Genomic DNA, 21,104 nt, shown 5'->3' with positions numbered 1-21,104 from the left:
GCTATTGCTGAACTGCACATAACCTGTGCGCTGGAGGTTTTTTCGTATGACCACTTCTTTGCAACCTGCTTATGCTTTAGTCCCGGGTGCGAACCTTGAGGCCTATGTGCACACGGTCAACAGCATTCCCTTGCTGACGCCCGAGCAGGAGCGTGAACTGGCTGAAAGTCTCTACTATGAGCAGGATCTGGACGCGGCCCGACAAATGGTCCTCGCCCACCTGCGCTTTGTCGTGCACATCGCTCGCAGTTATTCGGGTTACGGTCTGGCTCAGGCTGACCTGATTCAGGAAGGTAACGTCGGTCTGATGAAGGCCGTGAAGCGCTTCAACCCCGAAATGGGCGTGCGTCTGGTGTCCTTTGCCGTGCACTGGATCAAGGCCGAAATTCACGAGTTCATCCTGCGTAACTGGCGCATCGTCAAGGTCGCCACCACCAAGGCGCAGCGCAAGCTGTTCTTCAACCTGCGTAGCCAGAAGAAGCGTCTGGCCTGGCTGAACAACGACGAGGTGCATCGCGTCGCTGAAAGCCTTGGCGTCGAGCCGCGTGAAGTGCGTGAGATGGAAAGCCGTCTGACCGGTCATGACATGGCCTTTGACCCGGCAGCCGAAGCAGACGACGACAGTGCGTTTCAGTCACCAGCCAATTATCTGGAAGACCACCGTTACGACCCGGCGCGTCAACTGGAAGATTCCGACTGGACTGACAACTCCACCGCCAACCTGCATCAGGCGCTGGACGTGCTGGACGAACGCAGCCGCGACATCCTCTACCAGCGCTGGCTGGCAGAAGAAAAAGCCACGCTGCACGACCTGGCGCAGAAGTACAACGTTTCTGCAGAGCGTATTCGTCAGCTGGAAAAAAGCGCGATGAACAAGCTCAAGACGTCGATTGCCGCGTAAGGCTGCCTAGCAACGAAAAACGCCCCGAGATAATCGGGGCGTTTTTGTTAGCGGGATTGGCTATCGTGCCCATGCTCCGCGTGGGCATGCCGTTCCGGACGCTCTGCGTCCTCTTTGCGACGCAGAGCGTCGCGAACTGCATTCCCACGCTGGAGTAGGGAACGATAATCGCCGAACCAGCCCATCACCAGCGACGGCTGCTGTTCAACCCCTGCAAATACTCATCCCCACCCAACTGACGCATTTGCTGACGAATCCAGCCTGCACGGCGGGAAACGTAGCTGCTCGGGTGGCTGGCGCTCCACTCGCGCGGGTTGGGGAGGACGGCGGCGAGGTAGCTGGCCTGCTGTACAGAAAGCGCGCTGGCGTTGGTGCGGAAGTGATGTTGCGCTGCGGCCTGCGCGCCGAATACGCCTTCGTCCCATTCGACGCTGTTCAGGTACACCTCAAGGATGCGCTCCTTGGACCACAGCAGCTCGATGAGCATGGTGAACCATGCTTCAAGCCCTTTGCGCAGGTAACTGCGACCGGACCACAGGAACAGGTTTTTCGACACCTGCTGGCTAAGCGTACTGGCACCACGGATCGAGCCACCGCGCTCGTTATGCAGGATGGCCGCTTGAATGGCGTCGACGTCGAAACCCCAGTGCTCGGCGAATTTCTGATCCTCGCCGGCAATGACCGCAATTTTAAGGTTGTCGGAGATCTTGTCCCACGGTTCCCAGTCGCGTTGCAGGTCGATAGGCTCGCCGTCGACCCAGGATTCGACCTTGCGCTCGACCATCAGGGCCGTGCCCGGTGGCGGCACCCAGCGCAGAACCAGAACCACGAGAACACTGCCTGCGGCGAACCATAGCAGGGCTTTGACGATGCGACGAAGAATAGACTGCAGCATAGAGATGGCTTGGCCGAACCCGTTGAGCGGGCCATTATACAGACCGTGCGCCTTTCGACGATTTTTCACTGGAGTTCCTGATGCTTCGTAGCTTTTTGATGCTTGCTGCCTTCTTCGGCTTCACGGGTGTGGCGTTGGGCGCATTTGCCGCCCACGGTCTCAAGGAACGCCTGAGTGCCGAGTACCTGGCGGTGTTCCATACGGGTGTGCTTTACCAACTGATCCACGCGCTGGCCCTGCTCGGCGTGGCGATACTGGCAACGCACATCCCCGGGCGCCTGATCACCTGGGCCGGATTCTCCTTCGCGGTCGGTATCCTGCTGTTTTCCGGCAGCCTCTACGCGCTGACCCTGACCGGTTTCAGCAAGCTGGGCATCATCACCCCGTTCGGTGGTCTGGCATTTCTGTTCGGCTGGTCGATGCTGGGGCTGGCGGCCTGGAGGCTGGGTTCGCCTCCGTGAGCATCCGCTCCCCTGGAAGCCGGCCGCGCTTGAGACGAATGGCGTGGCTTTGCCTTGGTCATACCGGCTGATCGGGCTAGAATGCTGGCCCCCCAAAAATGATGGCTGCTCTCGCATGCACATTCAGTTGAACGGTGAACCCTTTGAATTGCCCGATGGCGAAACCGTCGCGGCATTGCTGACCCGCCTGGACCTTGCCGGACGCCGGGTTGCGGTGGAACTGAACCTGGATATCGTGCCGCGCAGTCAGCATGCGGCGACCGTCCTGAGTGAAGGCGATCAGGTCGAAGTGGTTCATGCCATTGGCGGTGGCTAGTTCGCAATCCGCACTGCGCCCAACCCAATCTGCACGTTATGAGGATTTCCGATGAGCAATGTTCGCAGCGACAAGCCCTTCGTCCTGGCCGGTCGGACTTTCGAGTCGCGTCTTTTGGTAGGCACCGGCAAGTACATCGATATGGAACAGACCCGTCTGGCCATTGAAGCCTCGGGTGCCGAGATCGTGACTGTTGCGGTGCGTCGCACCAACCTCGGCCAGAACCCCGGCGAGCCGAACCTGCTGGACGTGCTGCCACCTGATCGCTACACCATCTTGCCGAACACCGCTGGCTGCTTCGATGCAACCGAGGCCGTGCGCACCTGCCGCCTTTCGCGGGAATTGCTCGACGGTCGCAATCTGGTCAAGCTCGAAGTCCTGGCTGACCAGAAAACCCTGTTTCCGAATGTGATCGAAACCCTCAAGGCTGCCGAGATACTGGTCAAGGACGGTTTCGACGTGATGGTCTACACCAGCGATGACCCGATCATCGCTCGCCAGCTGGCCGAAATCGGCTGCATCGCGATCATGCCGCTGGCAGGGCTGATCGGCAGTGGTCTGGGGATCTGCAACCCATACAACCTGCAGATCATCCTTGAAGAAACCAAGGTCCCGGTATTGGTCGATGCCGGTGTCGGCACTGCCTCCGACGCCACCATCGCAATGGAGCTGGGCTGTGAAGCCGTATTGATGAACTCGGCCATCGCCCATGCCCAGCAGCCGGAGATGATGGCCGAAGCCATGAAGCACGCTGTAATTGCCGGTCGTCTGGCGTACCTCGCCGGACGCATGCCTCGAAAACTCTATGCCAGCGCGTCTTCGCCGCTGGATGGCCTGATCAAGTAAGAGCCCGTTGATGACTGATTCGCACGTTCCGCACCCAGAGTCGCCTGCTGTCGAAGAAGGCGAAGAGCGCCCGCACCGCCGCATCAAGAGTTTCGTGATGCGTGCCGGCCGCATGACCGAAGGTCAGCAGCGCGGCCTTGATCAAGGTCTCCCTTTGTACGGCCTGTCGCTGACCGATGCGCCGGTGGATTTCGATCAGGTGTTCGGTCGCTCTGCGCCGCGTACGCTGGAAATCGGCTTCGGCATGGGCCACTCGCTGCTGGAAATGGCCGCTGCGGCTCCCGAGCACGACTTCATCGGTGTCGAGGTGCACTCTCCAGGCGTAGGCGCATTGCTCAACGGCGTACTCACCCAGGGGCTGACTAATGTGCGCGTCTACGATTGCGACGCCATTGAAGTGCTGAACCGCTGCGTCGCCGATAACAGCCTTGATCGCCTGATGCTGTTCTTCCCGGATCCGTGGCACAAGAGCCGTCACCACAAGCGCCGTATCGTGCAGCCGGAATTCGCCGCACTGGTACGCAGCAAGCTGAAGGTTGGCGGTGTGTTTCACATGGCCACCGATTGGGGTCCGTACGCGGAATACATGCTGGAAGTGATGAGCGTGGCGCCCGGTTATCGCAACCAGGCCGAAGACAACCAGTACGTGCCGCGTCCTGCCGAACGGCCGATCACCAAGTTCGAGCGCCGTGGCGAGAAGCTTGGGCACGGCGTCTGGGATCTGAAGTTCGAAAAGCTCGACTGAGTATGCTGATCGTGCCCGGTCACCTGGGCACGATCACGCAGCATGAAGCTTGTCCGGCGGCTTACTGAATCTCGTCCGGCTTGACGATCACCCAGTTCTTGTCCGCCGTGACCGGCAATTTCTCCTTGGCCTGAGCTTCGGCATTGTCCTTGATCATGCCATTGAGCTGGGTCATGTACTTGTCCTTGCGGTTGATCCACAAGTGCACGCCGCCCTTGCTCACGTCGACGCTGTGAAACAGCATGTAGCCGTCGCTGGTCGGGGTATCGCCGCCGACCAGAACCGGTTTTTTCCACTGGTCGATGTAGGTCAGAATCGCCGCCTGCTTGCCGGCCATCCAGGTCGCCGGGGTCCACAGATAAGGTGTCAGCTCCAGTCCCATGTTGCTTTTCGCATCGTATTTGCCCGCTGTGATTTGCTTGCGTGCGGTAGTCAGCTCACCGGTCTTGCGGTCTTTGAGCAGGGTGGTGACGCCTATCACGTTCTGCGGTTTGACGTTGTAGCCGTACTTCGGATCGGCAGCGACCATACGCACCAGCTCTTCGGACGCGGCGGTCATCACATACACCTCGATGCCGTTTTCCATCAGCTTGTTGTACAGCTCGGTCTGCCCGGTGAATACCCGCGGCGGCTCGACATTGAGCTGCTTGACGGTATCGCCTTCGTAGTAGGTCGCAGGGATCGGCTTTTTCAGGGCCATCAGCTCATCGACATAGCCTTTGAGCTCCTGCAGCGTAAAGCCGGAAAACACCTGCGCGACCCACGGGTAGCAGACCATGTCGTCTATTTCGCAAAGGCGATAGTAGTAGCTGAACAGGCTTTCCTTGTGCTCGGCGGTGTCTTTGAAGGGGATCAGCTTGAGCGAGGGATCGAGTTTTTCGCGGGTGATCAGGCCTTTGTTTTCCATGTACGGCAGCAGCGACTCTTCGAGGTCGAAGCGGTAGCTGGTGTTGTCCATGTCGAAGACTGCGTAATTGCCCTTGTTGGCATTCGCCGCAATCATCGCGTCGAGCGCCTTGGCGGCAGGCTCGGGCCAATGCTTCAATTCGGTGGCAGCAAAGGACTGACTGGCGAGCCCGGCACAGAGCGCTGCAACCAGCAGTTTTGGCGCGATTTTCATAGGCGATTTTCCCTTGTCATAAAAACGAAGGGACAAACCGTAACAAATTATTGTGAAGGCAAAAGTACGTCAGCGACCCGAAAAAGGCCAAAAGACGCCGTTTGCCCCTTTATTTGCGACAGTTAAACCAAAAGCGACACTTTTATTGCAGTTTTTCGTCAGCGACCTCAAATGCGCCGAAAAACGCTTATCAGACGCGTTCCCAGACTTCAAAGTTGTAAGCAGGCTTGTCATCGACAGCCGCGTTCTCGGTATCGGACACCAGCGCCCACTGCGCCGTATCGAATTCAGGAAACCACGCGTCGCCATCAGGGCTCAGTGCCACGCGAGTCAGGTACAGGCGATCTGCCTCGGGAAGGCCCTGAGCATAAAGCTGCGCGCCGCCGATCAGCATCACCTCGTCGACACCCTGTTCCTTCGCCCATTGCTCGGCGCGCACGACTGCGGCATCCAGCGAAGGGAAGACTTCCGCGCCCTCGAGCTGCAAATCAGTCTGCCGGCTGACTACCAGGTTCAGGCGACCGGGCAGGGGGCGGCCCAGCGAATCCCAGGTCTTGCGACCCATGATGATCGGCTTGCCGAGCGTCGTGGCCTTGAAGTATTTGAAATCCCCCGGCAAATGCCAGGGCATGGAATTGTCGACGCCGATCACTCGGTTTTCACCAAGGGCGGCAATCAGGCTAAGGGGGAGATGAGTTTTCATGCGCCGAGGATATCAGAGGTCGCAGGGCAGGCGAATGAACTGACACGCACCGTGCTCAGTCCCATGACAGCGGTTATGCTCACCGCTGAATTCAATCAAGAGACACTGTGTGACTGCACTGACCCCACTCGATACCCTCTGGCTGACCGAAGCCGTGCGCCTGCGTGAACAACAGGCTGGCGCGCTGGATGATCAGGAAGCCAATCGCCGCGCCCGGGCGGCCGGAGGCGACCTGACTGCCCGTATCACCCATCGCGCCCTTGGGCTGGCACAGCGCGACGGCATGCTCGGCGCATTGCATCACTGGAAGCAGGGCGCGCGGTTGGCGTTGATTGCGCTTGCCGTATTCGCTGTCATCAGTGGCGCGGGCCTGGCCTTCGCCGCAATGGGCGACGGGCAGGCACCGGTCAATGTGTTCTGGGCGCTGGGCAGTCTGCTTGGGCTTAATCTGGTGCTGCTGGCTACCTGGGCGCTGGGCTTTATCTTCGCTGGCCGCAGCAACAGCGGGCTGGGCCGCTTATGGCTGTGGTTGAGTGAAAAGCTTGCCCGTGACGCCCAGGCTGCGCAACTTGCTCCGGCATTGGTTCTGCTGCTGCAACGCAAGCGTCTGAATCGCTGGGTGCTTGGCCTGGTGGTTCACAGCCTGTGGCTGCTCGCGCTGGTCAGTGCGCTGGTGGTGCTGTTGATGCTGATGGCGACCCGGCGCTACGGGTTTGTCTGGGAAACCACCATTTTGAGCAGCGACACGTTTGTCAGCCTGACTCAGACACTCAGTACCGTCCCGGCTTGGCTGGGCTTCAGTGTGCCGGACGAAGCCATGATTCGCGCCAGCGGCAATGCAGCGCTGAGTATCGAGAATGCACGCCAGGCCTGGGCTGCGTGGCTGGTGGGCGTGCTGCTGGTCTACGGCATTGTGCCGCGTCTGTTGCTGGCAGCGTTCTGCCTGTGGCACTGGAAGCAGGGGAGTGCGGGGCTGCGTCTCGATCTTGAGTTGCCCGAGTACCTTGAGCTGCGTGAACGATTGATGCCCAGCAGCGAGCGATTGGGCGTCAATGACGTCGAACCTGCCGCGCTGCATCAGATTCAGCCCGGCGTGGGGGCGTCCGACAGCAATGGCGCGTTGCTGGTAGCCATCGAGCTGGATGATCAACAAGTCTGGCCGCCAGAACTGCCGTCAGGCGTGGTCGATGCAGGCATTCTCGACAGCCGTGAGTCGCGCCACAAGCTGCTTGAACAACTGACTCACTATCCGCCTGCGCGCATGGTGGTCGCCTGTGATCCGCGCCGCTCACCGGATCGTGGCAGTCTGGCGCTGATGGCCGAACTGGCGCGCAGCGCGGGGGCGACACGCGTCTGGCTGCTGCCCGCGCCTGCCGGGCAGGTGCTCGATCTGGAGCGTCTGGGCGACTGGCACGCCGCTCTGGATGGGTTGCAGTTGCCGCGCACCGACAGCGCGCCCTTGAACTGGCTGGAGACAGGCCATGACTGAAGCAGACAATGCCCGTGCCATCAAGCTGGCGGTGGTCGGCCACACCAATGTCGGCAAGACGTCGCTGCTGCGCACCCTGACCGGCGATGTCAGCTTCGGTGAAGTGTCTCACCGGCCCAGCACCACCCGTCATGTGGAAGGCGCGCGCCTTTCTGTGGACGGCGAGGCCTTGGTCGAGCTGTACGACACGCCTGGCCTGGAAGACGCTATCGCACTGCTCGATTATCTGGAGCGCCTGGACCGTCCCGGCGAGCGTCTGGACGGGCCGGCGCGACTGGCGCGCTTTCTGGAGGGCAGCGAGGCACGCCAACGCTTTGAGCAAGAGGCCAAGGTCATGCGCCAGTTGCTCGGCTCGGACGCCGGGCTGTATGTGATCGATGCACGCGAACCGGTGCTCGCCAAGTACCGTGACGAGCTGGCGGTGCTGGCCAGTTGTGGCAAGCCGTTGCTGCCTGTGCTCAATTTCGTCAGTGCGCGCGAGCACCGCGAGCCGGAATGGCGAGAGGCACTTTCACGCCTGGGGCTGCATGCATTGGTGCGCTTCGACAGCGTCGCACCGCCGGAAGATGGCGGCCGTCGTCTGTATGAAAGCCTGGCGCTGCTGCTGGAAAGCGCGCGGCCTCGGCTTGAACGTTTGATTGACGATCAGGAGAAGCAACGTCGAGCCAGAAAACACAGCGCGGCTCGTCTCATCGCCGAACTGTTGATTGACTGTGCAGCGTGTCGGCGTAGCGTCGAGACCAGTGCCGAGCAGGAACAGCAGGCGGTGGAAGCGTTGCGCAAGGCTGTTCGTCAGCGTGAGCAGCAATGTGTCGAGGCGCTGCTCAAGCTGTATGCCTTTCGCAAGGACGACGTGTCTACCAGCGATTTGCCGTTGATGGACGGCCGTTGGGGCGATGATCTGTTCAATCCGGAAACCCTCAGGTTGATGGGCGTGCGGGTTGGTGGCGGCGTGGCAGCCGGTGCGGCGGCCGGGGCAGGGGTCGACCTGATGGTCGGCGGCGTAACGCTTGGCGCGGCGGCTTTGGTCGGTGCGATTGCAGGCGGTGCCCTGTTGACGGCGCGCAGCTACGGCGGACGCTTGCTGGGCAAGTTGAAGGGCCGCAGGGAGTTGACGGTGGACGATGCAGTGTTGCGCCTGCTTGCTCTGCGACAGGGGCACTTGTTGCTGGCGTTGGGAGTGAGAGGCCATGCGGCCATTCACAGCATGGAATTGACCACGCCGCAGGACAAAACCTGGCGCAAAGGCAAAATCCCCGAGCCGCTCACCCGCGCCCGTGCCCACCCGCAATGGTCCACACTCAACCCGCACGCCAAACCGAATCAGGCGGAGCGGCAGGAAGCGATTGATCAACTGGCGGATGTGGTTTTGCAGGATTGACTGTTCCAGCGCTGAAGACCGGACGCAGAGCGTCCAGAACGGCATGCGACGCGGAGCGTCGCACGATAGTTGAGATATCGCTCCAGCGTGGGAATGCCGTGGGTGACGCTCCGCGTCACAAATCTGCGCCTTGACGCATCCTCCAGAACCCCCGCTTTCAGGCGCTTTTCAGCTTGCCGTTTACTGGCGAAAACCTGCCGATTGTTTTTTATTGATTGATCGTTCAATAAAAAATCTTTAGACTGGCCTCACCGTTTTGGTACAACGATCATTGCAGACACCCGGGAGAATCGCGCCAATGCCCAAGGTCGGAATGCAACCCATCCGCCGCCAACAACTGATCCAGGCCACGCTCACAGCGGTCGATCAGGTCGGTATGGGCGACGCCAGCATTGCTCTGATTGCGCGACTGGCGGGCGTGTCCAACGGCATCATCAGTCACTATTTTCAGGACAAGAACGGCCTGATTGCCGCCACGATGCGGCATCTGATGAACGCCTTGATCCTGAACGTCCGCGAACGTCGGCAGGCGCTGACCGAAGACAGCCCAAGGGCTCATCTGCAAGTGATCATCGAAGGTAACTTCGATGCCAGTCAGGTCAGCGGCCCGGCCATGAAAACCTGGCTGGCCTTCTGGGCGACCAGCATGCATCACCCTTCGCTGCACCGATTGCAGCGTATCAACGACCACCGTTTGTATTCGAACCTGTGCTGTCAGTTCCGCCGCACCTTGCCACTGGAACAGGCACGCAGCGCCGCCCGCGGGCTTGCCGCCCTGATAGACGGGCTGTGGCTGAGAGGCGCGTTGTCAGGCGATGCATTCGACACCGAGCAAGCACAACGGATTGCCTACGAATACATGGATTTTCAACTGGCGAAATCGGCTGGCTGAGAGCTTTCGAAGCCTGCCTGCCGAACGACTGCAAGACCGTGTTGCCCAATGTTTCCGGCACACTGAAATCAGTCATCGCCCCCCCACTGAATTTGCGAGGACTTTATGGCCCGTTTTGAACTGCAGAAACTTTACATCGATGGCGGTTACGTCGATGCCAGCAACACTGAAACTTTCGATGCCATCAACCCGGCGAACGGCGAAGTACTGGCGCAGATCCAGCGTGCCGGCAAGGAAGACGTCGAGCGCGCAGTCGTTGCTGCTGAAAAAGGCCAGAAGATCTGGGCTGCCATGACCGCCGTCGAGCGTTCGCGCATCCTGCGTCGTGCTGTCGATATCCTGCGCGAGCGCAACGATGAACTGGCCGCGCTGGAAACGCTGGACACCGGCAAAGCCATCTCCGAAACCCGTTACGTGGATATCGTGACCGGCGCTGACGTGCTGGAATACTACGCAGGCCTGGTGCCCGCCATCGAAGGCGAACAGATCCCGCTGCGTGATTCCTCCTTCGTTTACACCCGCCGAGAGCCGCTGGGTGTGGTTGCAGGCATCGGTGCGTGGAACTACCCGATCCAGATCGCCCTGTGGAAATCCGCACCGGCGCTGGCGGCGGGCAACGCGATGATCTTCAAGCCAAGTGAAGTCACCTCGCTGACCACCCTGAAGCTGGCAGAAATCTACACCGAAGCGGGCGTACCGAACGGCGTATTCAACGTGTTGACCGGCAGCGGCCGTGAAGTCGGCACCTGGATCACCGAGCATCCGCGCATCGAGAAAGTGTCGTTCACCGGCGGCACCGACACCGGCAAGAAAGTCATGGCCAGTGCATCGAGCTCTTCGCTCAAGGAAGTGACCATGGAGCTGGGCGGCAAGTCGCCGCTGATCGTGTTTGACGACGCTGATCTGGACCGTGCTGCCGACATCGCAATGATGGCCAACTTCTACAGCTCCGGCCAGGTCTGCACCAACGGTACGCGCGTGTTTGTACCGAACGCGTTGAAAGCCGAATTCGAAGCGAAAATCCTTGAGCGTGTGAAGCGTATTCGCGCCGGTAACCCGGAAGACGAAAACATCAACTTCGGCCCGCTGGTCAGCTTCGAGCACATGGAAAGTGTGCTGGGCTACATCGCCAAGGGCAAAGAGCAGGGCGCACGCCTGTTGTGCGGCGGTGATCGCTTGACCGGTGGTGTGTTCGACAAGGGCGCTTTCGTTGCGCCAACCGTGTTTACCGACTGCACCGACAACATGACCATCGTGCGTGAAGAAATCTTCGGCCCGGTGATGAGCATCCTCGGCTACGACACCGAAGAAGAAGTGGTGCGCCGCGCCAACGACACCGATTTCGGTCTGGCCGCAGGCATCGTGACCCGTGACCTGAACCGCGCACACCGCGTGATTCATCTGCTGGAAGCCGGTATCTGCTGGATCAACGCCTGGGGCGAATCGGCGGCACAAATGCCGGTCGGCGGTTACAAGCAGTCGGGCGTTGGTCGTGAAAACGGTATCAGCTCGCTGGCGCAGTACACGCGGATCAAGTCGGTACAGATCGAACTGGGCGACTACGCCTCGGTTTTCTAAACACGGTTCAAGTGGCACGCGGCAAACCTCAAGCAGACGCAATCAAAAGCGGTTTGCCGCACCCCATTTTCACAAGTATCGCCTCGCTGCTTCTGCTTGCAGCCAAGGCTTGAGACTTGCAGCTCTATGAGGGAGCCTCTATGACGACTCAATCCGAATACGACTACATCATCATTGGTGCCGGCTCTGCCGGTAACACCCTGGCAGCCCGTCTCACCGAAGACGCAGGCGTCACTGTTCTGCTGCTGGAAGCCGGTGGCCCGGACTATCGTCTGGATTTCCGTACCCAGATGCCAGCCGCACTGGCATTCCCGCTGCAGGGACGCCGCTATAACTGGGCCTACGAGACCGAGCCAGAGCCACACATGAACAACCGCCGCATGGAATGCGGTCGTGGTAAAGGCCTGGGCGGTTCGTCGCTGATCAACGGCATGTGCTACATCCGCGGCAACGCGATGGACTATGACGGCTGGGCCAAGGAGCCGGGTCTCGAAGACTGGAGCTACCTCGACTGCCTGCCGTACTTCCGCAAGGCCGAAACCCGCGACATCGGCCCGAATGACTACCACGGTGGTGAAGGTCCGGTCAGCGTGACCACGCCCAAGGCGGGCAACAATCCGCTGTTCCATGCGATGGTCGAGGCGGGCGTGCAAGCCGGTTTCCCGCGCACTGACGACCTCAATGGTTATCAGCAGGAAGGCTTCGGTCCGATGGACCGCACCGTGACGCCTAACGGTCGTCGTGCCAGTACCGCCCGTGGTTATCTGGACGAGGCCAAGAAGCGCTCGACCCTGACCATCGTCACTCACGCGCTGACCGATCGCATTCTGTTCGAAGGCAAGCGTGCCGTCGGCGTGGCGTACCTGGTAGGCGACAGCGACACCCGCATCCAGGCCCGTGCCCGCAAGGAAGTGCTGTTGTGTGGAGGCGCAATCGCTTCGCCGCAGATTCTCCAGCGTTCCGGTGTCGGCCCGGCCGAAGTGCTGAACAAGCTGGATATTCCGGTGGTTCATGACCTGCCGGGCGTTGGCCAGAACCTTCAGGATCACCTGGAGATGTACCTGCAGTACGCCTGCACCCAGCCGGTGTCGCTGTACCCTTCGCTGAAGTGGTGGAACCAGCCTGCCATTGGTGCCGAGTGGATGTTCCTCGGTACGGGTATCGGTGCGAGCAACCAGTTTGAAGCCGGTGGTTTCATTCGCTCCAGCGAAGCGTTCGAATGGCCGAACATTCAGTATCACTTCCTGCCGGTCGCGATTAACTACAACGGTACCAAGGGCGTTCAGGAGCACGGCTTCCAGGCTCACGTTGGCTCCATGCGTTCGCCGAGCCGCGGTCGTGTGCAGGTCAAATCCAAAGACCCGCGCGAGTACCCGAGCATCCTGTTCAACTACATGTCCAGCGAGCAGGACTGGCAGGAGTTCCGTGATGGCATCCGCCTGACTCGCGAGATCATGCAGCAACCGGCTCTGGACCCGTACCGTGGCCGCGAAATCAGCCCTGGTATCGATGTGCAGTCTGATGAAGCGCTGGACCAGTTCGTACGTGAGCATGCCGAAACGGCTTACCACCCGTCCTGCTCGTGCAAGATGGGCACCGACGAAATGGCGGTTGTCGATGGTCAGGGCCGTGTGCATGGCCTGCAAAGCCTGCGCGTAGTCGATGCCTCGATCATGCCGATCATCACCACGGGCAACCTGAATGCACCGACAATCATGATCGCCGAGAAAATCGCCGACAAGATCCGCGGTCGTCAGCCCCTGCCTCGCAGCACCGCCGACTACTTCGTTGCAGGCGACAAACCTGCACGTGGCAAGCCGCTGCGCGAAATCAGCCACCAGGCCTGATCTGACGACGGGCGTCCTCCCTGGACGCCTTTCGTTGTGCATGCTCCAGCGTGAATGCATTTCACGGCGGTTGCCGTCGCAAGAGGACGCGGAGCGTCCAGAACGGCATGCCAACGCGGAGCATTGGCACGATAGTTACAAGATTCTCGTTCCTCACGCTCCAGCGTGGGAATGCATTTCCCGACGCTCCGCGTCGCAATGGACGCGGAGCATTGGTACGAGCGCCAACTCGATTCAGACCCTCCTCCCGACAGACGCGAATTGCCACCATCCCTCCGCTCTGCCACAATCGCGAATGATTCTCTTTAGTTAGATCTTTCTCATCGAGGCCCTTCGTGTCGTCAGTCCCAAGCACTCATAGCGAGATTGTTGGCGCGCTGTATCGCGATCATCGTGGTTGGCTGCTGGCCTGGCTCAGACGCAATGTCGCCTGTCCGCAGCGTGCTCAGGATTTGAGTCAGGACACGTTCTTGCGTTTGCTCGGGCGTCAGGAATTGCTGACGCCCAGAGAACCGCGAGCTTACCTGGCGGCCGTTGCCAAGGGACTGATGTTCGACTACTTCCGCCGCGCTGCGCTGGAGCAGGCTTATCTCGTGGAGTTGATGCAGGTTCCCGAGGCCGAGCAGCCTTCGCCGGAAGAGCAGTTGCTGATTCTGGAAGATCTCAAAGCGATCGACCGTATGCTGGGCAGTCTCTCCAGCAAAGCACGGGCAGCCTTTCTGTACAGTCGCCTCGACGGGCTGAGCCACGGCGAAATTGCCGAGCGGCTGGGCGTCTCGGTTTCGCGCGTCAGGCAATACCTGGCTCAAGCCATGCGTCAGTGCTATGTGGCGCTCTACGGTGAGCCGACATGAACACCAGGCCGGTATCCGCTCATGTTCTGGACGCCGCGATCCAGTGGCAATTGAACATGGATGGCAGCAGCGGCAATGACGCTGAACTTGCTCGCTGGCTGGCCGCCGACGAAGAGCATGCCAGGGCCTGGAGCCAGTTGGGCATGGTCAATCAGCGTTTTTCCTTGCCAGCAGGTCCGGCGCGCAAGGCATTGCAGCAATCGCCCGGTGCCCAGCGGCACAGTTTGCGCAAGCTCGGTGGCGGTCTGGCCGGGGTGTTCATGGCCTTGGGTCTGGCATTGTTCGTCGGCGACCGCTACCTGCCGATAGATTACTGGCTTGCCGACCAGCGCACCGCCACAGGCGAACAGCGTGAAGTACGTCTGGCGGACAACACCCTGATTCGCCTTAACACCCACAGCGCGATTGATGTGCGCTTCGATGCGCAGCAACGTCGGGTGATTCTGCAGGACGGCGAAATACTGGTGCAGACCGGCAATCATGACGATCCGCGGCCCTTCATCGTCGAAACTGCGGATGGCAAAATGCGCGCCCTGGGAACGCGTTTTCTGGTCCGGCGCGAGTCAGACGGAACACTGCTCAGCGTGCTGCAATCAGCGGTTGCCGCCAATGCGCGCAATGCGTCCGGTGAGCAGGTTCTGCGCGAGGGCCAGCAGGTTCTCCTCACGCGCAATGGCCTTGGCCCGTTGCTCAGCATGCCTTCCGGCGTCGACGCCTGGACGCGCGGCATGTTGGTGGTGGACAACGCCCGGCTGGCGGATATGCTTGCTGAACTGGGTCGTTACCGTACAGGCCATCTGGGTGTCGACTCGACCGTGGCTGATCTGCGTATTACCGGCACATTCCCGCTGGCCGACACTGACCTGGCGCTCAAGGCGTTGCTGCCGACCTTGCCCGTGCAGATCGAACAGCACACCGCGTGGTGGGTCACTGTGCTGGCCAGGGATGAGCAGGCCAGCAGCAATCCGGCAAAACTCTGAAACATACCTTTTCATGCCTGCACCGGATCGCCCTGACACTTTTCCGGTTTCGAGCGGCTTAGTCTTACAAGTCATTTCGGGGGCACGCTCGGTTTTGCGTCCCTTCGCCTGTGGATAAACCATGAAAAGCCAAACCGTGCGCCGCTGGTCCATCGTGCATACCTGGAGCAGCCTGATTTGCACCCTGTTTTTGTTGATGCTCGCGGTTACAGGACTGCCGTTGATCTTCCATCATGAAATCGATCACCTGCTGGGCGACGCCCCGCAGTACCAGGAGATGCCTGCCGACACGCCGCATCTGAACCTGGAGCAACTGGCCAGGGCTGCCGAAGCGCATCGCCCCGGCGAGGTGATGCAGTATTTCGGCTGGGATGACGAAGACCCCAATGGCGTGATGGCCATCACCGCGGCAACCGCAGATACCGAGCCCAACTCATCGCATACCTTCGCCCTTGATGCACGCACCGGTGAAGCGCTGGAAATGCCTTCTGCCAATGGCGGCTTCATGATGGTCATGCTGCGCCTGCACGTAGACATGTACGCCAACCTGCCCGGCAAATTGCTGCTGGCGTTCATGGGTTTGCTGTTTGTGGTGGCGATTGTTTCCGGGACCGTGTTGTATGCGCCGTTCATGCGCAAGCTGGAGTTCGGCCAGGTGCGGGTCAATAAATCCAGGCGTACGCGTTGGCTGGACCTGCACAACCTGATTGGCGTAGTCACATTGACCTGGGCGCTGGTGGTGGGCGTGACGGGGGTGATCAGTGCCTGTGCCGATCTGCTGATTGCCTCCTGGCGCAATGATGCGCTGGCCACCATGATCGCCCCTTACAAGGACGCGCCGCCATTGACCCAGCGCGCCCCGGCGACTCGATTGCTGGAAATTGCCGAATCCGCTGCGCCCGGCATGCAGGCCGATTTCATCGCTTTCCCCGGCACGCGCTTCTCCAGCGAGCATCATTACGCGGTGTTCCTCAAAGGCAACACGCACTTGACTGCGCACCTGGCCACGCCAGTGCTGATCGACGCGCAGACGCTGCAAGTCACGGCCGTGGTCGAGCGTCCCTGGTACATGGATGCATTGGGTATGTCGCAGCCTCTGCATTTCGGTGATTACGGCGGCATGCCGATGAAGATTCTCTGGGCGGTACTGGATGTGCTGACCATCATTGTGCTCGGCAGCGGGGTGTACCTGTGGTGGGTGAGACGGCGTGCCACGCGCTCGCTGAGCGTGATTCGCGCTCAGGCGGCGCAATGAGTTCCAGGCCATCGCGATTCTGGAAGACCTTTGCGATACCCGCCTTGATAGCGCTGCTTATCGGCGTCGGCTTGTTCGCCGCGCTGCTGGGTGATGGCTGGTGGGACACGCTGGCGTGGCTGGGCATGGGGACGGCTGCCCTGTTGAGCATCAAGGGCTTGCTGGTGCGGCGCGGCTGATTGAAACGCTCATTGCAGGCGCGTCACAGGCTGACTAGTCTAGGATCCTGTCTCATTCGAGGAACACCCATGTCAGCGCCCACGATGACGTTGTACTTCAACGCCGCCTCGCCTTTTGCCCGCAAGGTGATGGTGATGCTTCATGAAACCGCTCAGCTCGACCGCGTCGAGTTGCAGACCACAGTGCTGACGCCGGTCAGCCCGTCTGCCGAGCTCAATGAAGACAACCCGGCCGGCAAACTTCCCGCGCTAAGACTGGCTGACGGTAATGTCATTCATGACAGCCGGGTGATTCTTGATTTTCTCGACCACCAGCACGTGGGCCTGCCACTGATCCCCCGGGAAGGCTCGGCACGCTGGAGGCGCCTGACCCTGGCTTCGCTGGCCGATGCGGTGTTGGATGCAGCGGTAATGATCCGCTACGAAACTGCCTTGCGTCCGCAGGAAAAACACTGGGACCAGTGGCTGGACAACCAGCAGCAGAAGATTGAACGCTCGCTGCATTACTTCGAAAGCGATGCGGTCACAGAGCTCAGCACATCCTTTGATGTCGCATCGATCAGCGTCGCCGTGGCGCTCGGTTATCTGGACTTTCGCCAGCCGGATCTGAACTGGCGCAGCACTTATCCGCGACTGGCCGCTTGGTATCTGGACGTCAGTCAACGCCCGTCGATGATCGCGACCCTGCCGCCAGTTTGAGTCAATCTGCGCAGCGCCGCACAGTCAAGATAGGACGCGCAGCGTCCTGAACGGCATACCCACGCGGAGCATGGGCACGATGGTGTTCTCGCGTGCGGCTATCGTTCCTCACGCTCCAGCGTGGGAATGCCGTGGGTGACGCTCTGCGTAACAAATCTGTGCCGCGCCACGCCCTCAAGATCGGACGCAGAGCGTCCAGAACGGCATGCGACGCGGAGCGTCGCACGATAGTTGGGGATGAGAGACGCCTCAGCAGTCAGGCTGGTCAGCGGTATAGCGGCGTGCCGGATTAACCGCTGCGTCGAACTCGCGCAGCGCCTTGGCACCGATCAGTAGCGGGAAGTTGAAGTGGCTGCGGTCGACCAGATTGACTTCGACAGTGCGCTTCTTGTTTCCCAGGCACAGTTCCAGGTCTACAACAGGACGCTTGGCAGGGTTGATGCCTTCGTCGTCTTCGTCATCACCTTCTGCACGCCCTTTGATCTTGCTGATCCGCGACACCTTGTGCTCATACACCTTGTTGTCGGCGCCCTTGGTTGCCAGACGGAATCGCACCCAGTCATCGCCATCACGCTGGAACAGCTCGATGTCCTTGGCCGACAGTGAAGCAGTCAGTGCGCCGGTGTCCATCTTGGCCTTGAAAGTCTGGTCTACGTCCAGAACCTTGATGTTCTCATAGCGGCCATACAGCGTCGGTTCAGCAGCCATGACCGGCAGGGCCAGCAACGACAATAGCGCCAGGATCGGTTTCACGTGAGAGGTTCCTCGCAATGGTCAGCGCCTGATTGGCGCGCGTTTTTAGACAGCGAACCTGCAGTAGGTTCGCCAGCAAGAGTGTCAGGCCAGCATAAATGCCCGGACGTGAAACATTTGTAAGCACCTGTGTAATTGGCGTAAAACGCGTGGGTCTTTATTATTGCCGCCCCTGAACCTTCAAGAGTCCGCCATGCGCCGTCTGCTCACCGGCTGTTTTGTTGCTTTGCTGTTACTGATCAATACGCTGGTATTGATAGGTCCGTTATTGGTTTTTGCGTTGCTCAAGCTGCTGTTCAGAGGCCGAATGCGCGATCGCTGTTCAGTCGCCGTTATGTGGATTGCCGAAACCTGGGCCGAGATTGATAAGGTTATCTTCGCAACCTGTGTACCGACGCAATGGGATATTCGTGGCGATGAGGGGTTGCGCAGTGATACTTCGTATCTGGTCATCAGCAATCATCAGTCGTGGGTGGATATTCCTGCGCTGGTCCAGGCACTCAACCGGCGCACACCCTTCTTCAAGTTTTTTTTGAAAAAAGAACTGATCTGGGTGCCCCTGCTGGGTCTGGCGTGGTGGGGGCTGGATTACCCGTTCATGAAGCGCTACAGCAAGGCGTTTCTAGCGAAGCACCCGGAGCTGAAGGGCAAGGATCTGGAGATCACCAAGGCTGCCTGCGAGCTGTTCAAGCGTCAGCCAGTGACCATCGTCAACTATCTGGAAGGCACGCGCTTTACTCCGGGCAAACATGCGACTCAAGCATCGCCCTATACCCATCTGCTCAAGCCCAAGGCCGGTGGCGTCGCATTCGTGCTGGCTGCCATGGGTGAGCAACTGGACGCCATTCTGGATGTCACTGTGGTCTATCCGGGTTCAGGCATTCCCGGGTTCTGGGACATGCTGTGCGGACGCGTGCCCAAGGTGATCGTCGACATCAGGACCCGCGAAATGGACCCGGCACTGTGGCAGGGCGACTACGAGAACGATCCGGTGTTTCGCGAGAAAATCCAGAGCTGGGTCAACCAGCTCTGGGTGGAGAAAGATGTGCGTATTGCGGCGTTGCGGCTTGAATCAGCTGCCGGTACCCCATAACCCACTCAGGCTCTGCAACGCCGAACCGCTGGCACCTTGCTTCCCAAGGTATTGCAGGATCAGCGGGGCAAACTGGCTGACCATTGTGCTGTCCATGCCCAGTGCCTTGAAGGCGTTATTCACATCACCCATGCTCTGCACGTTGCCCAGTGCGCTGTTGAGCATCGAGTTATCGCCGGACTTGCCACCGAGCAGGCTGCCCAATCCGTTTGCGCCTCCCAGGCTGTCCAGTGCGGAGGTGCCGGACATCTGCTCCAGGCCAGGAACGGATTTGGCCAGTTGCGAGTAATCGGTGCTGGTCAGTTTATTTTTTGCCAGCCCGAGCAATGCGCCTGTTCCGCCAACGGCTTGTTCAGGGGTGACATTGAGCTGGGTGCCAAGGGTATTAAGCAGCCCTGCGACTTCAGGGGCCGCCGTGGCTTTCTGATTGCCACTCGTGGCATTGGAAACCGCATTTGCGGCGTCATTCAGATTGAAGGCAAACACCGGGCTTGCAGCCAGTGCCATCAACGTTACCAAAGCCATACCGCGTGCAGTTTTCATTGCGTCACCCTTATCAAACCTGAACCGCCCATGAGTGGGCGGTAAAGCAGACGGTTTGACTGTGAGCAACAGAGGCTTGTTCCCAACGCGCTGAAGACAGGCAGTTATTTCATTTGCCTGAATCGGCTCTGGCAGACGAGGTGGGCTCCCTAGCATTTCTGCTAGCTGTGCAGCACGAGATCACACGCCCAGAATTACGGTTCTATCATCGATCGCCGCAGGTGATGTTCATGTCTTCTGCCAGCCCTGTAGTGCTCTGCACTTACCATTACGACGCAACGGATCGTCTTGCCGACTGCTCGCCTGCGGGGCAGGGCAGGACGCGGCTTTTTTATCAGAAGAGCCGCTTGGCGACGCAAATTCAGGGGCAGATACAGCACACGCTTCTGCGTACGGACGAGCATTTGCTGGCTCACCTGAGTGTGGAAAACAACCAGAACGATTGCCTGTTACTGGCGACGGACCAACAGCAGTCAGTGATTGCCGCTCAGGGGTTGGAGTTTGCCTACACGCCTTACGGACATCGTCATCCTTCAGGCCCCGCAAGCTTGCCGGGCTTTACCGGCCAGCGAGTTGACCCGGTGACGGGGCACTATTTGTTAGGGAATGGGTATCGGGCGTTTAACCCGGTGTTGATGAGGTTCAACAGCCCGGACAGTCTGAGCCCGTTTGGTGAGGGCGGGGTGAATGCGTATGGGTACTGTGAGGCGGATCCGGTTAATCGGGTTGATCCGGGCGGACATTGGCCAACGTTTTTAGTGAAAATTTTGAAAAGAGCAAGCCGTGTGAAACAGCGTTTACTTGGTCGAAAAGGTAGCCAGGATTCTCTATCTTCCCCGTTGCTTGATCGTTCCGGGTCCACACAGGTAACTACTTCAACTAACTCGGTGAGCTCGCATACGTCTGCACCTGATGTTATCGATGGGTCACAATTTGTTGTCCCACCACCCCGCCCTCCCAAGACAGGACAGCTGAACGGCATTCCGCCGGTCCTTCCTCCCAGAAACGCGCGATCGAGTGTTATCCCACCCAAACCACCCCGTCCTCCCAAAAACATGCCACCACCACCCCTTCCTCCCAAGAACGGGCAGGCCGTTAATTCCCCATCACCCCTTCGTCAAACGATTGTGTCTATAGCAGGTAGAAAAATGGATATTCGTAAAGCTTTTAGAGAGTTGGAACAATGGATCCCGAAAACGTGAATAATTTGCTGGCAAGGGTAAGCAGGTATCGCGTGTTGTAGTTAATTATGTTGGCTATTATAAAACGGTCGTTAAAAAAATCGACATGGCAATGGCGCGTTGCACAAGCCGGTAGACGTGCCAAGTCGATTTCGATAAAGGCCAATCACCCAGTTGGTTAGAGGTTAGGTGGGGGGCTTTTAATCATGAAGGTAATCATAAGGTTGCAGTGCTCAAGTCGTACCCAACAACTTACGCGGATTAATTACAAATTTCTTCGTCACGTCCGCATCAAACTCCACTATGGCGGACGCTTCGGTCTGTGCGCCGGCATGACTGTGTTCAGCGCCTTTCGGCCTGGCACCTAGTAGTTCTGCTAGCTGGGCGCAAGCA

At 59.5% G+C, this 21,104-nt stretch carries 22 protein-coding genes; 17 read left to right on the top strand and 5 right to left on the bottom strand.

The genetic code is table 11. From position 1 onward, the window contains the following. Positions 1 to 46 precede the first annotated feature (46 nt). Positions 47 to 901, top strand: coding sequence for an RNA polymerase sigma factor RpoH (gene rpoH / locus RYC17_RS22855; RefSeq protein WP_002555629.1), 855 nt, complete (start codon positions 47 to 49; stop codon positions 899 to 901). 184 nt (positions 902 to 1,085) lie between these two features. On the opposite strand, the gene mtgA is transcribed toward rpoH, so the two are convergent. Then, positions 1,086 to 1,796 carry a monofunctional biosynthetic peptidoglycan transglycosylase gene (gene mtgA, locus RYC17_RS22850; protein ID WP_058401210.1) on the bottom strand — a complete coding sequence of 237 codons (711 nt, stop codon included), beginning with the start codon at positions 1,794 to 1,796 and terminating at the stop codon, positions 1,086 to 1,088. 80 nt (positions 1,797 to 1,876) lie between these two features. Between mtgA and RYC17_RS22845 the strand changes: the two genes are divergently transcribed. From RYC17_RS22845 to trmB, 4 genes are all read left to right on the top strand, one after another. After that, the gene (locus RYC17_RS22845; RefSeq protein ID WP_003372515.1) at positions 1,877 to 2,257 is read left to right on the top strand and encodes a DUF423 domain-containing protein; all 381 of its coding nucleotides are present in this window, start codon (positions 1,877 to 1,879) and stop codon (positions 2,255 to 2,257) included. 115 nt (positions 2,258 to 2,372) lie between these two features. Next, the gene (gene thiS / locus RYC17_RS22840) at positions 2,373 to 2,573 is read left to right on the top strand and encodes a sulfur carrier protein ThiS (protein WP_003372514.1); all 201 of its coding nucleotides are present in this window, start codon (positions 2,373 to 2,375) and stop codon (positions 2,571 to 2,573) included. A gap of 51 nt (positions 2,574 to 2,624) precedes the next feature. Next, entirely contained in the window at positions 2,625 to 3,419 is a 795-nt protein-coding gene (locus RYC17_RS22835; RefSeq protein ID WP_316904550.1) for a thiazole synthase, read from the top strand. A 97-nt stretch (positions 3,420 to 3,516) separates the two neighbouring features. Next, positions 3,517 to 4,164 carry a tRNA (guanosine(46)-N7)-methyltransferase TrmB gene (trmB, locus tag RYC17_RS22830; RefSeq protein WP_219171852.1) on the top strand — a complete coding sequence of 216 codons (648 nt, stop codon included), beginning with the start codon at positions 3,517 to 3,519 and terminating at the stop codon, positions 4,162 to 4,164. 61 nt (positions 4,165 to 4,225) lie between these two features. Here trmB and RYC17_RS22825 read toward each other — a convergent pair whose 3' ends face one another. Both RYC17_RS22825 and RYC17_RS22820 read right to left on the bottom strand, forming a co-directional pair. Then, positions 4,226 to 5,284 (bottom strand): haloacid dehalogenase-like hydrolase, encoded by a 1,059-nt coding sequence (locus tag RYC17_RS22825; protein ID WP_316904549.1) that lies wholly within the window; start codon positions 5,282 to 5,284, stop codon positions 4,226 to 4,228. Positions 5,285 to 5,474: 190 nt separating this feature from the next. Beyond that, entirely contained in the window at positions 5,475 to 5,987 is a 513-nt protein-coding gene (locus tag RYC17_RS22820) for a dihydrofolate reductase (RefSeq protein WP_054079085.1), read from the bottom strand. A 109-nt stretch (positions 5,988 to 6,096) separates the two neighbouring features. On the opposite strand from RYC17_RS22820, the gene RYC17_RS22815 reads away from it, so the two are divergent. From RYC17_RS22815 to RYC17_RS22770, 10 genes are all read left to right on the top strand, one after another. After that, the gene (locus tag RYC17_RS22815) at positions 6,097 to 7,476 is read left to right on the top strand and encodes a DUF2868 domain-containing protein (RefSeq protein WP_316904547.1); all 1,380 of its coding nucleotides are present in this window, start codon (positions 6,097 to 6,099) and stop codon (positions 7,474 to 7,476) included. Further along, on the top strand, positions 7,469 to 8,857 hold the full coding sequence (locus tag RYC17_RS22810; RefSeq protein ID WP_316904546.1) for a DUF3482 domain-containing protein: 1,389 nt from the start codon (positions 7,469 to 7,471) through the stop codon (positions 8,855 to 8,857). Before RYC17_RS22815 ends, RYC17_RS22810 begins: the two co-directional genes overlap by 8 nt. A gap of 298 nt (positions 8,858 to 9,155) precedes the next feature. Beyond that, positions 9,156 to 9,749 carry a transcriptional regulator BetI gene (betI, locus tag RYC17_RS22805; RefSeq protein ID WP_057403222.1) on the top strand — a complete coding sequence of 198 codons (594 nt, stop codon included), beginning with the start codon at positions 9,156 to 9,158 and terminating at the stop codon, positions 9,747 to 9,749. Between the two features lie 105 nt (positions 9,750 to 9,854). Continuing rightward, complete coding sequence (betB, locus tag RYC17_RS22800) at positions 9,855 to 11,327, top strand: betaine-aldehyde dehydrogenase (protein WP_122281038.1); 1,473 nt, start codon at positions 9,855 to 9,857, stop codon at positions 11,325 to 11,327. 140 nt (positions 11,328 to 11,467) lie between these two features. Further along, positions 11,468 to 13,174: a choline dehydrogenase gene (betA, locus tag RYC17_RS22795; RefSeq protein ID WP_005758134.1), complete on the top strand. Its 1,707-nt coding sequence runs from the start codon at positions 11,468 to 11,470 to the stop codon at positions 13,172 to 13,174. A 335-nt stretch (positions 13,175 to 13,509) separates the two neighbouring features. Continuing rightward, positions 13,510 to 14,028: an RNA polymerase sigma factor gene (locus RYC17_RS22790; RefSeq protein ID WP_219170439.1), complete on the top strand. Its 519-nt coding sequence runs from the start codon at positions 13,510 to 13,512 to the stop codon at positions 14,026 to 14,028. Then, complete coding sequence (locus RYC17_RS22785) at positions 14,025 to 15,008, top strand: FecR domain-containing protein (protein ID WP_122259551.1); 984 nt, start codon at positions 14,025 to 14,027, stop codon at positions 15,006 to 15,008. Before RYC17_RS22790 ends, RYC17_RS22785 begins: the two co-directional genes overlap by 4 nt. A 121-nt stretch (positions 15,009 to 15,129) precedes the next feature. Then, positions 15,130 to 16,263 (top strand): PepSY-associated TM helix domain-containing protein, encoded by a 1,134-nt coding sequence (locus RYC17_RS22780; protein WP_316904545.1) that lies wholly within the window; start codon positions 15,130 to 15,132, stop codon positions 16,261 to 16,263. Beyond that, positions 16,260 to 16,442: a hypothetical protein gene (locus RYC17_RS22775; RefSeq protein ID WP_004654803.1), complete on the top strand. Its 183-nt coding sequence runs from the start codon at positions 16,260 to 16,262 to the stop codon at positions 16,440 to 16,442. Before RYC17_RS22780 ends, RYC17_RS22775 begins: the two co-directional genes overlap by 4 nt. Before the next feature lie 69 nt (positions 16,443 to 16,511). After that, complete coding sequence (locus tag RYC17_RS22770) at positions 16,512 to 17,141, top strand: glutathione S-transferase family protein (protein ID WP_005781167.1); 630 nt, start codon at positions 16,512 to 16,514, stop codon at positions 17,139 to 17,141. 249 nt (positions 17,142 to 17,390) lie between these two features. Here RYC17_RS22770 and RYC17_RS22765 read toward each other — a convergent pair whose 3' ends face one another. Continuing rightward, a complete protein-coding gene (locus RYC17_RS22765; RefSeq protein WP_002555611.1) occupies positions 17,391 to 17,894 on the bottom strand; it encodes an ATP-dependent zinc protease in 504 nt (167 codons plus the stop codon). Between the two features lie 193 nt (positions 17,895 to 18,087). On the opposite strand from RYC17_RS22765, the gene RYC17_RS22760 reads away from it, so the two are divergent. Further along, positions 18,088 to 18,987, top strand: a complete 900-nt coding sequence (locus RYC17_RS22760; RefSeq protein WP_316904544.1) for an acyltransferase — start codon at positions 18,088 to 18,090, stop codon at positions 18,985 to 18,987. Here the strand turns inward: RYC17_RS22760 and RYC17_RS22755 are convergent. Then, complete coding sequence (locus RYC17_RS22755; protein ID WP_316904543.1) at positions 18,967 to 19,530, bottom strand: DUF2780 domain-containing protein; 564 nt, start codon at positions 19,528 to 19,530, stop codon at positions 18,967 to 18,969. The genes RYC17_RS22760 and RYC17_RS22755 overlap by 21 nt on opposite strands. 230 nt (positions 19,531 to 19,760) lie before the next feature. Here RYC17_RS22755 and RYC17_RS22750 point away from each other — a divergent pair, with 230 nt between their 5' ends. Continuing rightward, positions 19,761 to 20,732 carry an RHS repeat-associated core domain-containing protein gene (locus RYC17_RS22750; RefSeq protein WP_316904542.1) on the top strand — a complete coding sequence of 324 codons (972 nt, stop codon included), beginning with the start codon at positions 19,761 to 19,763 and terminating at the stop codon, positions 20,730 to 20,732. Positions 20,733 to 21,104: the final 372 nt, after the last annotated feature.

The organism is Pseudomonas syringae group sp. J248-6 (assembly GCF_032586995.1).
Taxonomy (GTDB): Bacteria; Pseudomonadota; Gammaproteobacteria; order Pseudomonadales; family Pseudomonadaceae; genus Aquipseudomonas; species Aquipseudomonas amygdali.
This window is presented reverse-complemented; position numbering and strand designations above follow the sequence as displayed.

Bases quoted from the DNA above. Each gene is read 5' to 3' on its own strand.
- rpoH (WP_002555629.1), top strand. From the start codon at position 47: ATGACCACTTCTTTGCAACCTGCTTATGCTTTAGTCCCGGGTGCGAAC.
- mtgA (WP_058401210.1), bottom strand. From the start codon at position 1,796: ATGCTGCAGTCTATTCTTCGTCGCATCGTCAAAGCCCTGCTATGGTTC.
- RYC17_RS22845 (WP_003372515.1), top strand. From the start codon at position 1,877: ATGCTTCGTAGCTTTTTGATGCTTGCTGCCTTCTTCGGCTTCACGGGT.
- thiS (WP_003372514.1), top strand. From the start codon at position 2,373: ATGCACATTCAGTTGAACGGTGAACCCTTTGAATTGCCCGATGGCGAA.
- RYC17_RS22835 (WP_316904550.1), top strand. From the start codon at position 2,625: ATGAGCAATGTTCGCAGCGACAAGCCCTTCGTCCTGGCCGGTCGGACT.
- trmB (WP_219171852.1), top strand. From the start codon at position 3,517: ATGCGTGCCGGCCGCATGACCGAAGGTCAGCAGCGCGGCCTTGATCAA.
- RYC17_RS22825 (WP_316904549.1), bottom strand. From the start codon at position 5,284: ATGAAAATCGCGCCAAAACTGCTGGTTGCAGCGCTCTGTGCCGGGCTC.
- RYC17_RS22820 (WP_054079085.1), bottom strand. From the start codon at position 5,987: ATGAAAACTCATCTCCCCCTTAGCCTGATTGCCGCCCTTGGTGAAAAC.
- RYC17_RS22810 (WP_316904546.1), top strand. From the start codon at position 7,469: ATGACTGAAGCAGACAATGCCCGTGCCATCAAGCTGGCGGTGGTCGGC.
- betI (WP_057403222.1), top strand. From the start codon at position 9,156: ATGCCCAAGGTCGGAATGCAACCCATCCGCCGCCAACAACTGATCCAG.
- betB (WP_122281038.1), top strand. From the start codon at position 9,855: ATGGCCCGTTTTGAACTGCAGAAACTTTACATCGATGGCGGTTACGTC.
- betA (WP_005758134.1), top strand. From the start codon at position 11,468: ATGACGACTCAATCCGAATACGACTACATCATCATTGGTGCCGGCTCT.
- RYC17_RS22785 (WP_122259551.1), top strand. From the start codon at position 14,025: ATGAACACCAGGCCGGTATCCGCTCATGTTCTGGACGCCGCGATCCAG.
- RYC17_RS22780 (WP_316904545.1), top strand. From the start codon at position 15,130: ATGAAAAGCCAAACCGTGCGCCGCTGGTCCATCGTGCATACCTGGAGC.
- RYC17_RS22775 (WP_004654803.1), top strand. From the start codon at position 16,260: ATGAGTTCCAGGCCATCGCGATTCTGGAAGACCTTTGCGATACCCGCC.
- RYC17_RS22770 (WP_005781167.1), top strand. From the start codon at position 16,512: ATGTCAGCGCCCACGATGACGTTGTACTTCAACGCCGCCTCGCCTTTT.
- RYC17_RS22760 (WP_316904544.1), top strand. From the start codon at position 18,088: ATGCGCCGTCTGCTCACCGGCTGTTTTGTTGCTTTGCTGTTACTGATC.
- RYC17_RS22755 (WP_316904543.1), bottom strand. From the start codon at position 19,530: ATGAAAACTGCACGCGGTATGGCTTTGGTAACGTTGATGGCACTGGCT.
- RYC17_RS22750 (WP_316904542.1), top strand. From the start codon at position 19,761: ATGTCTTCTGCCAGCCCTGTAGTGCTCTGCACTTACCATTACGACGCA.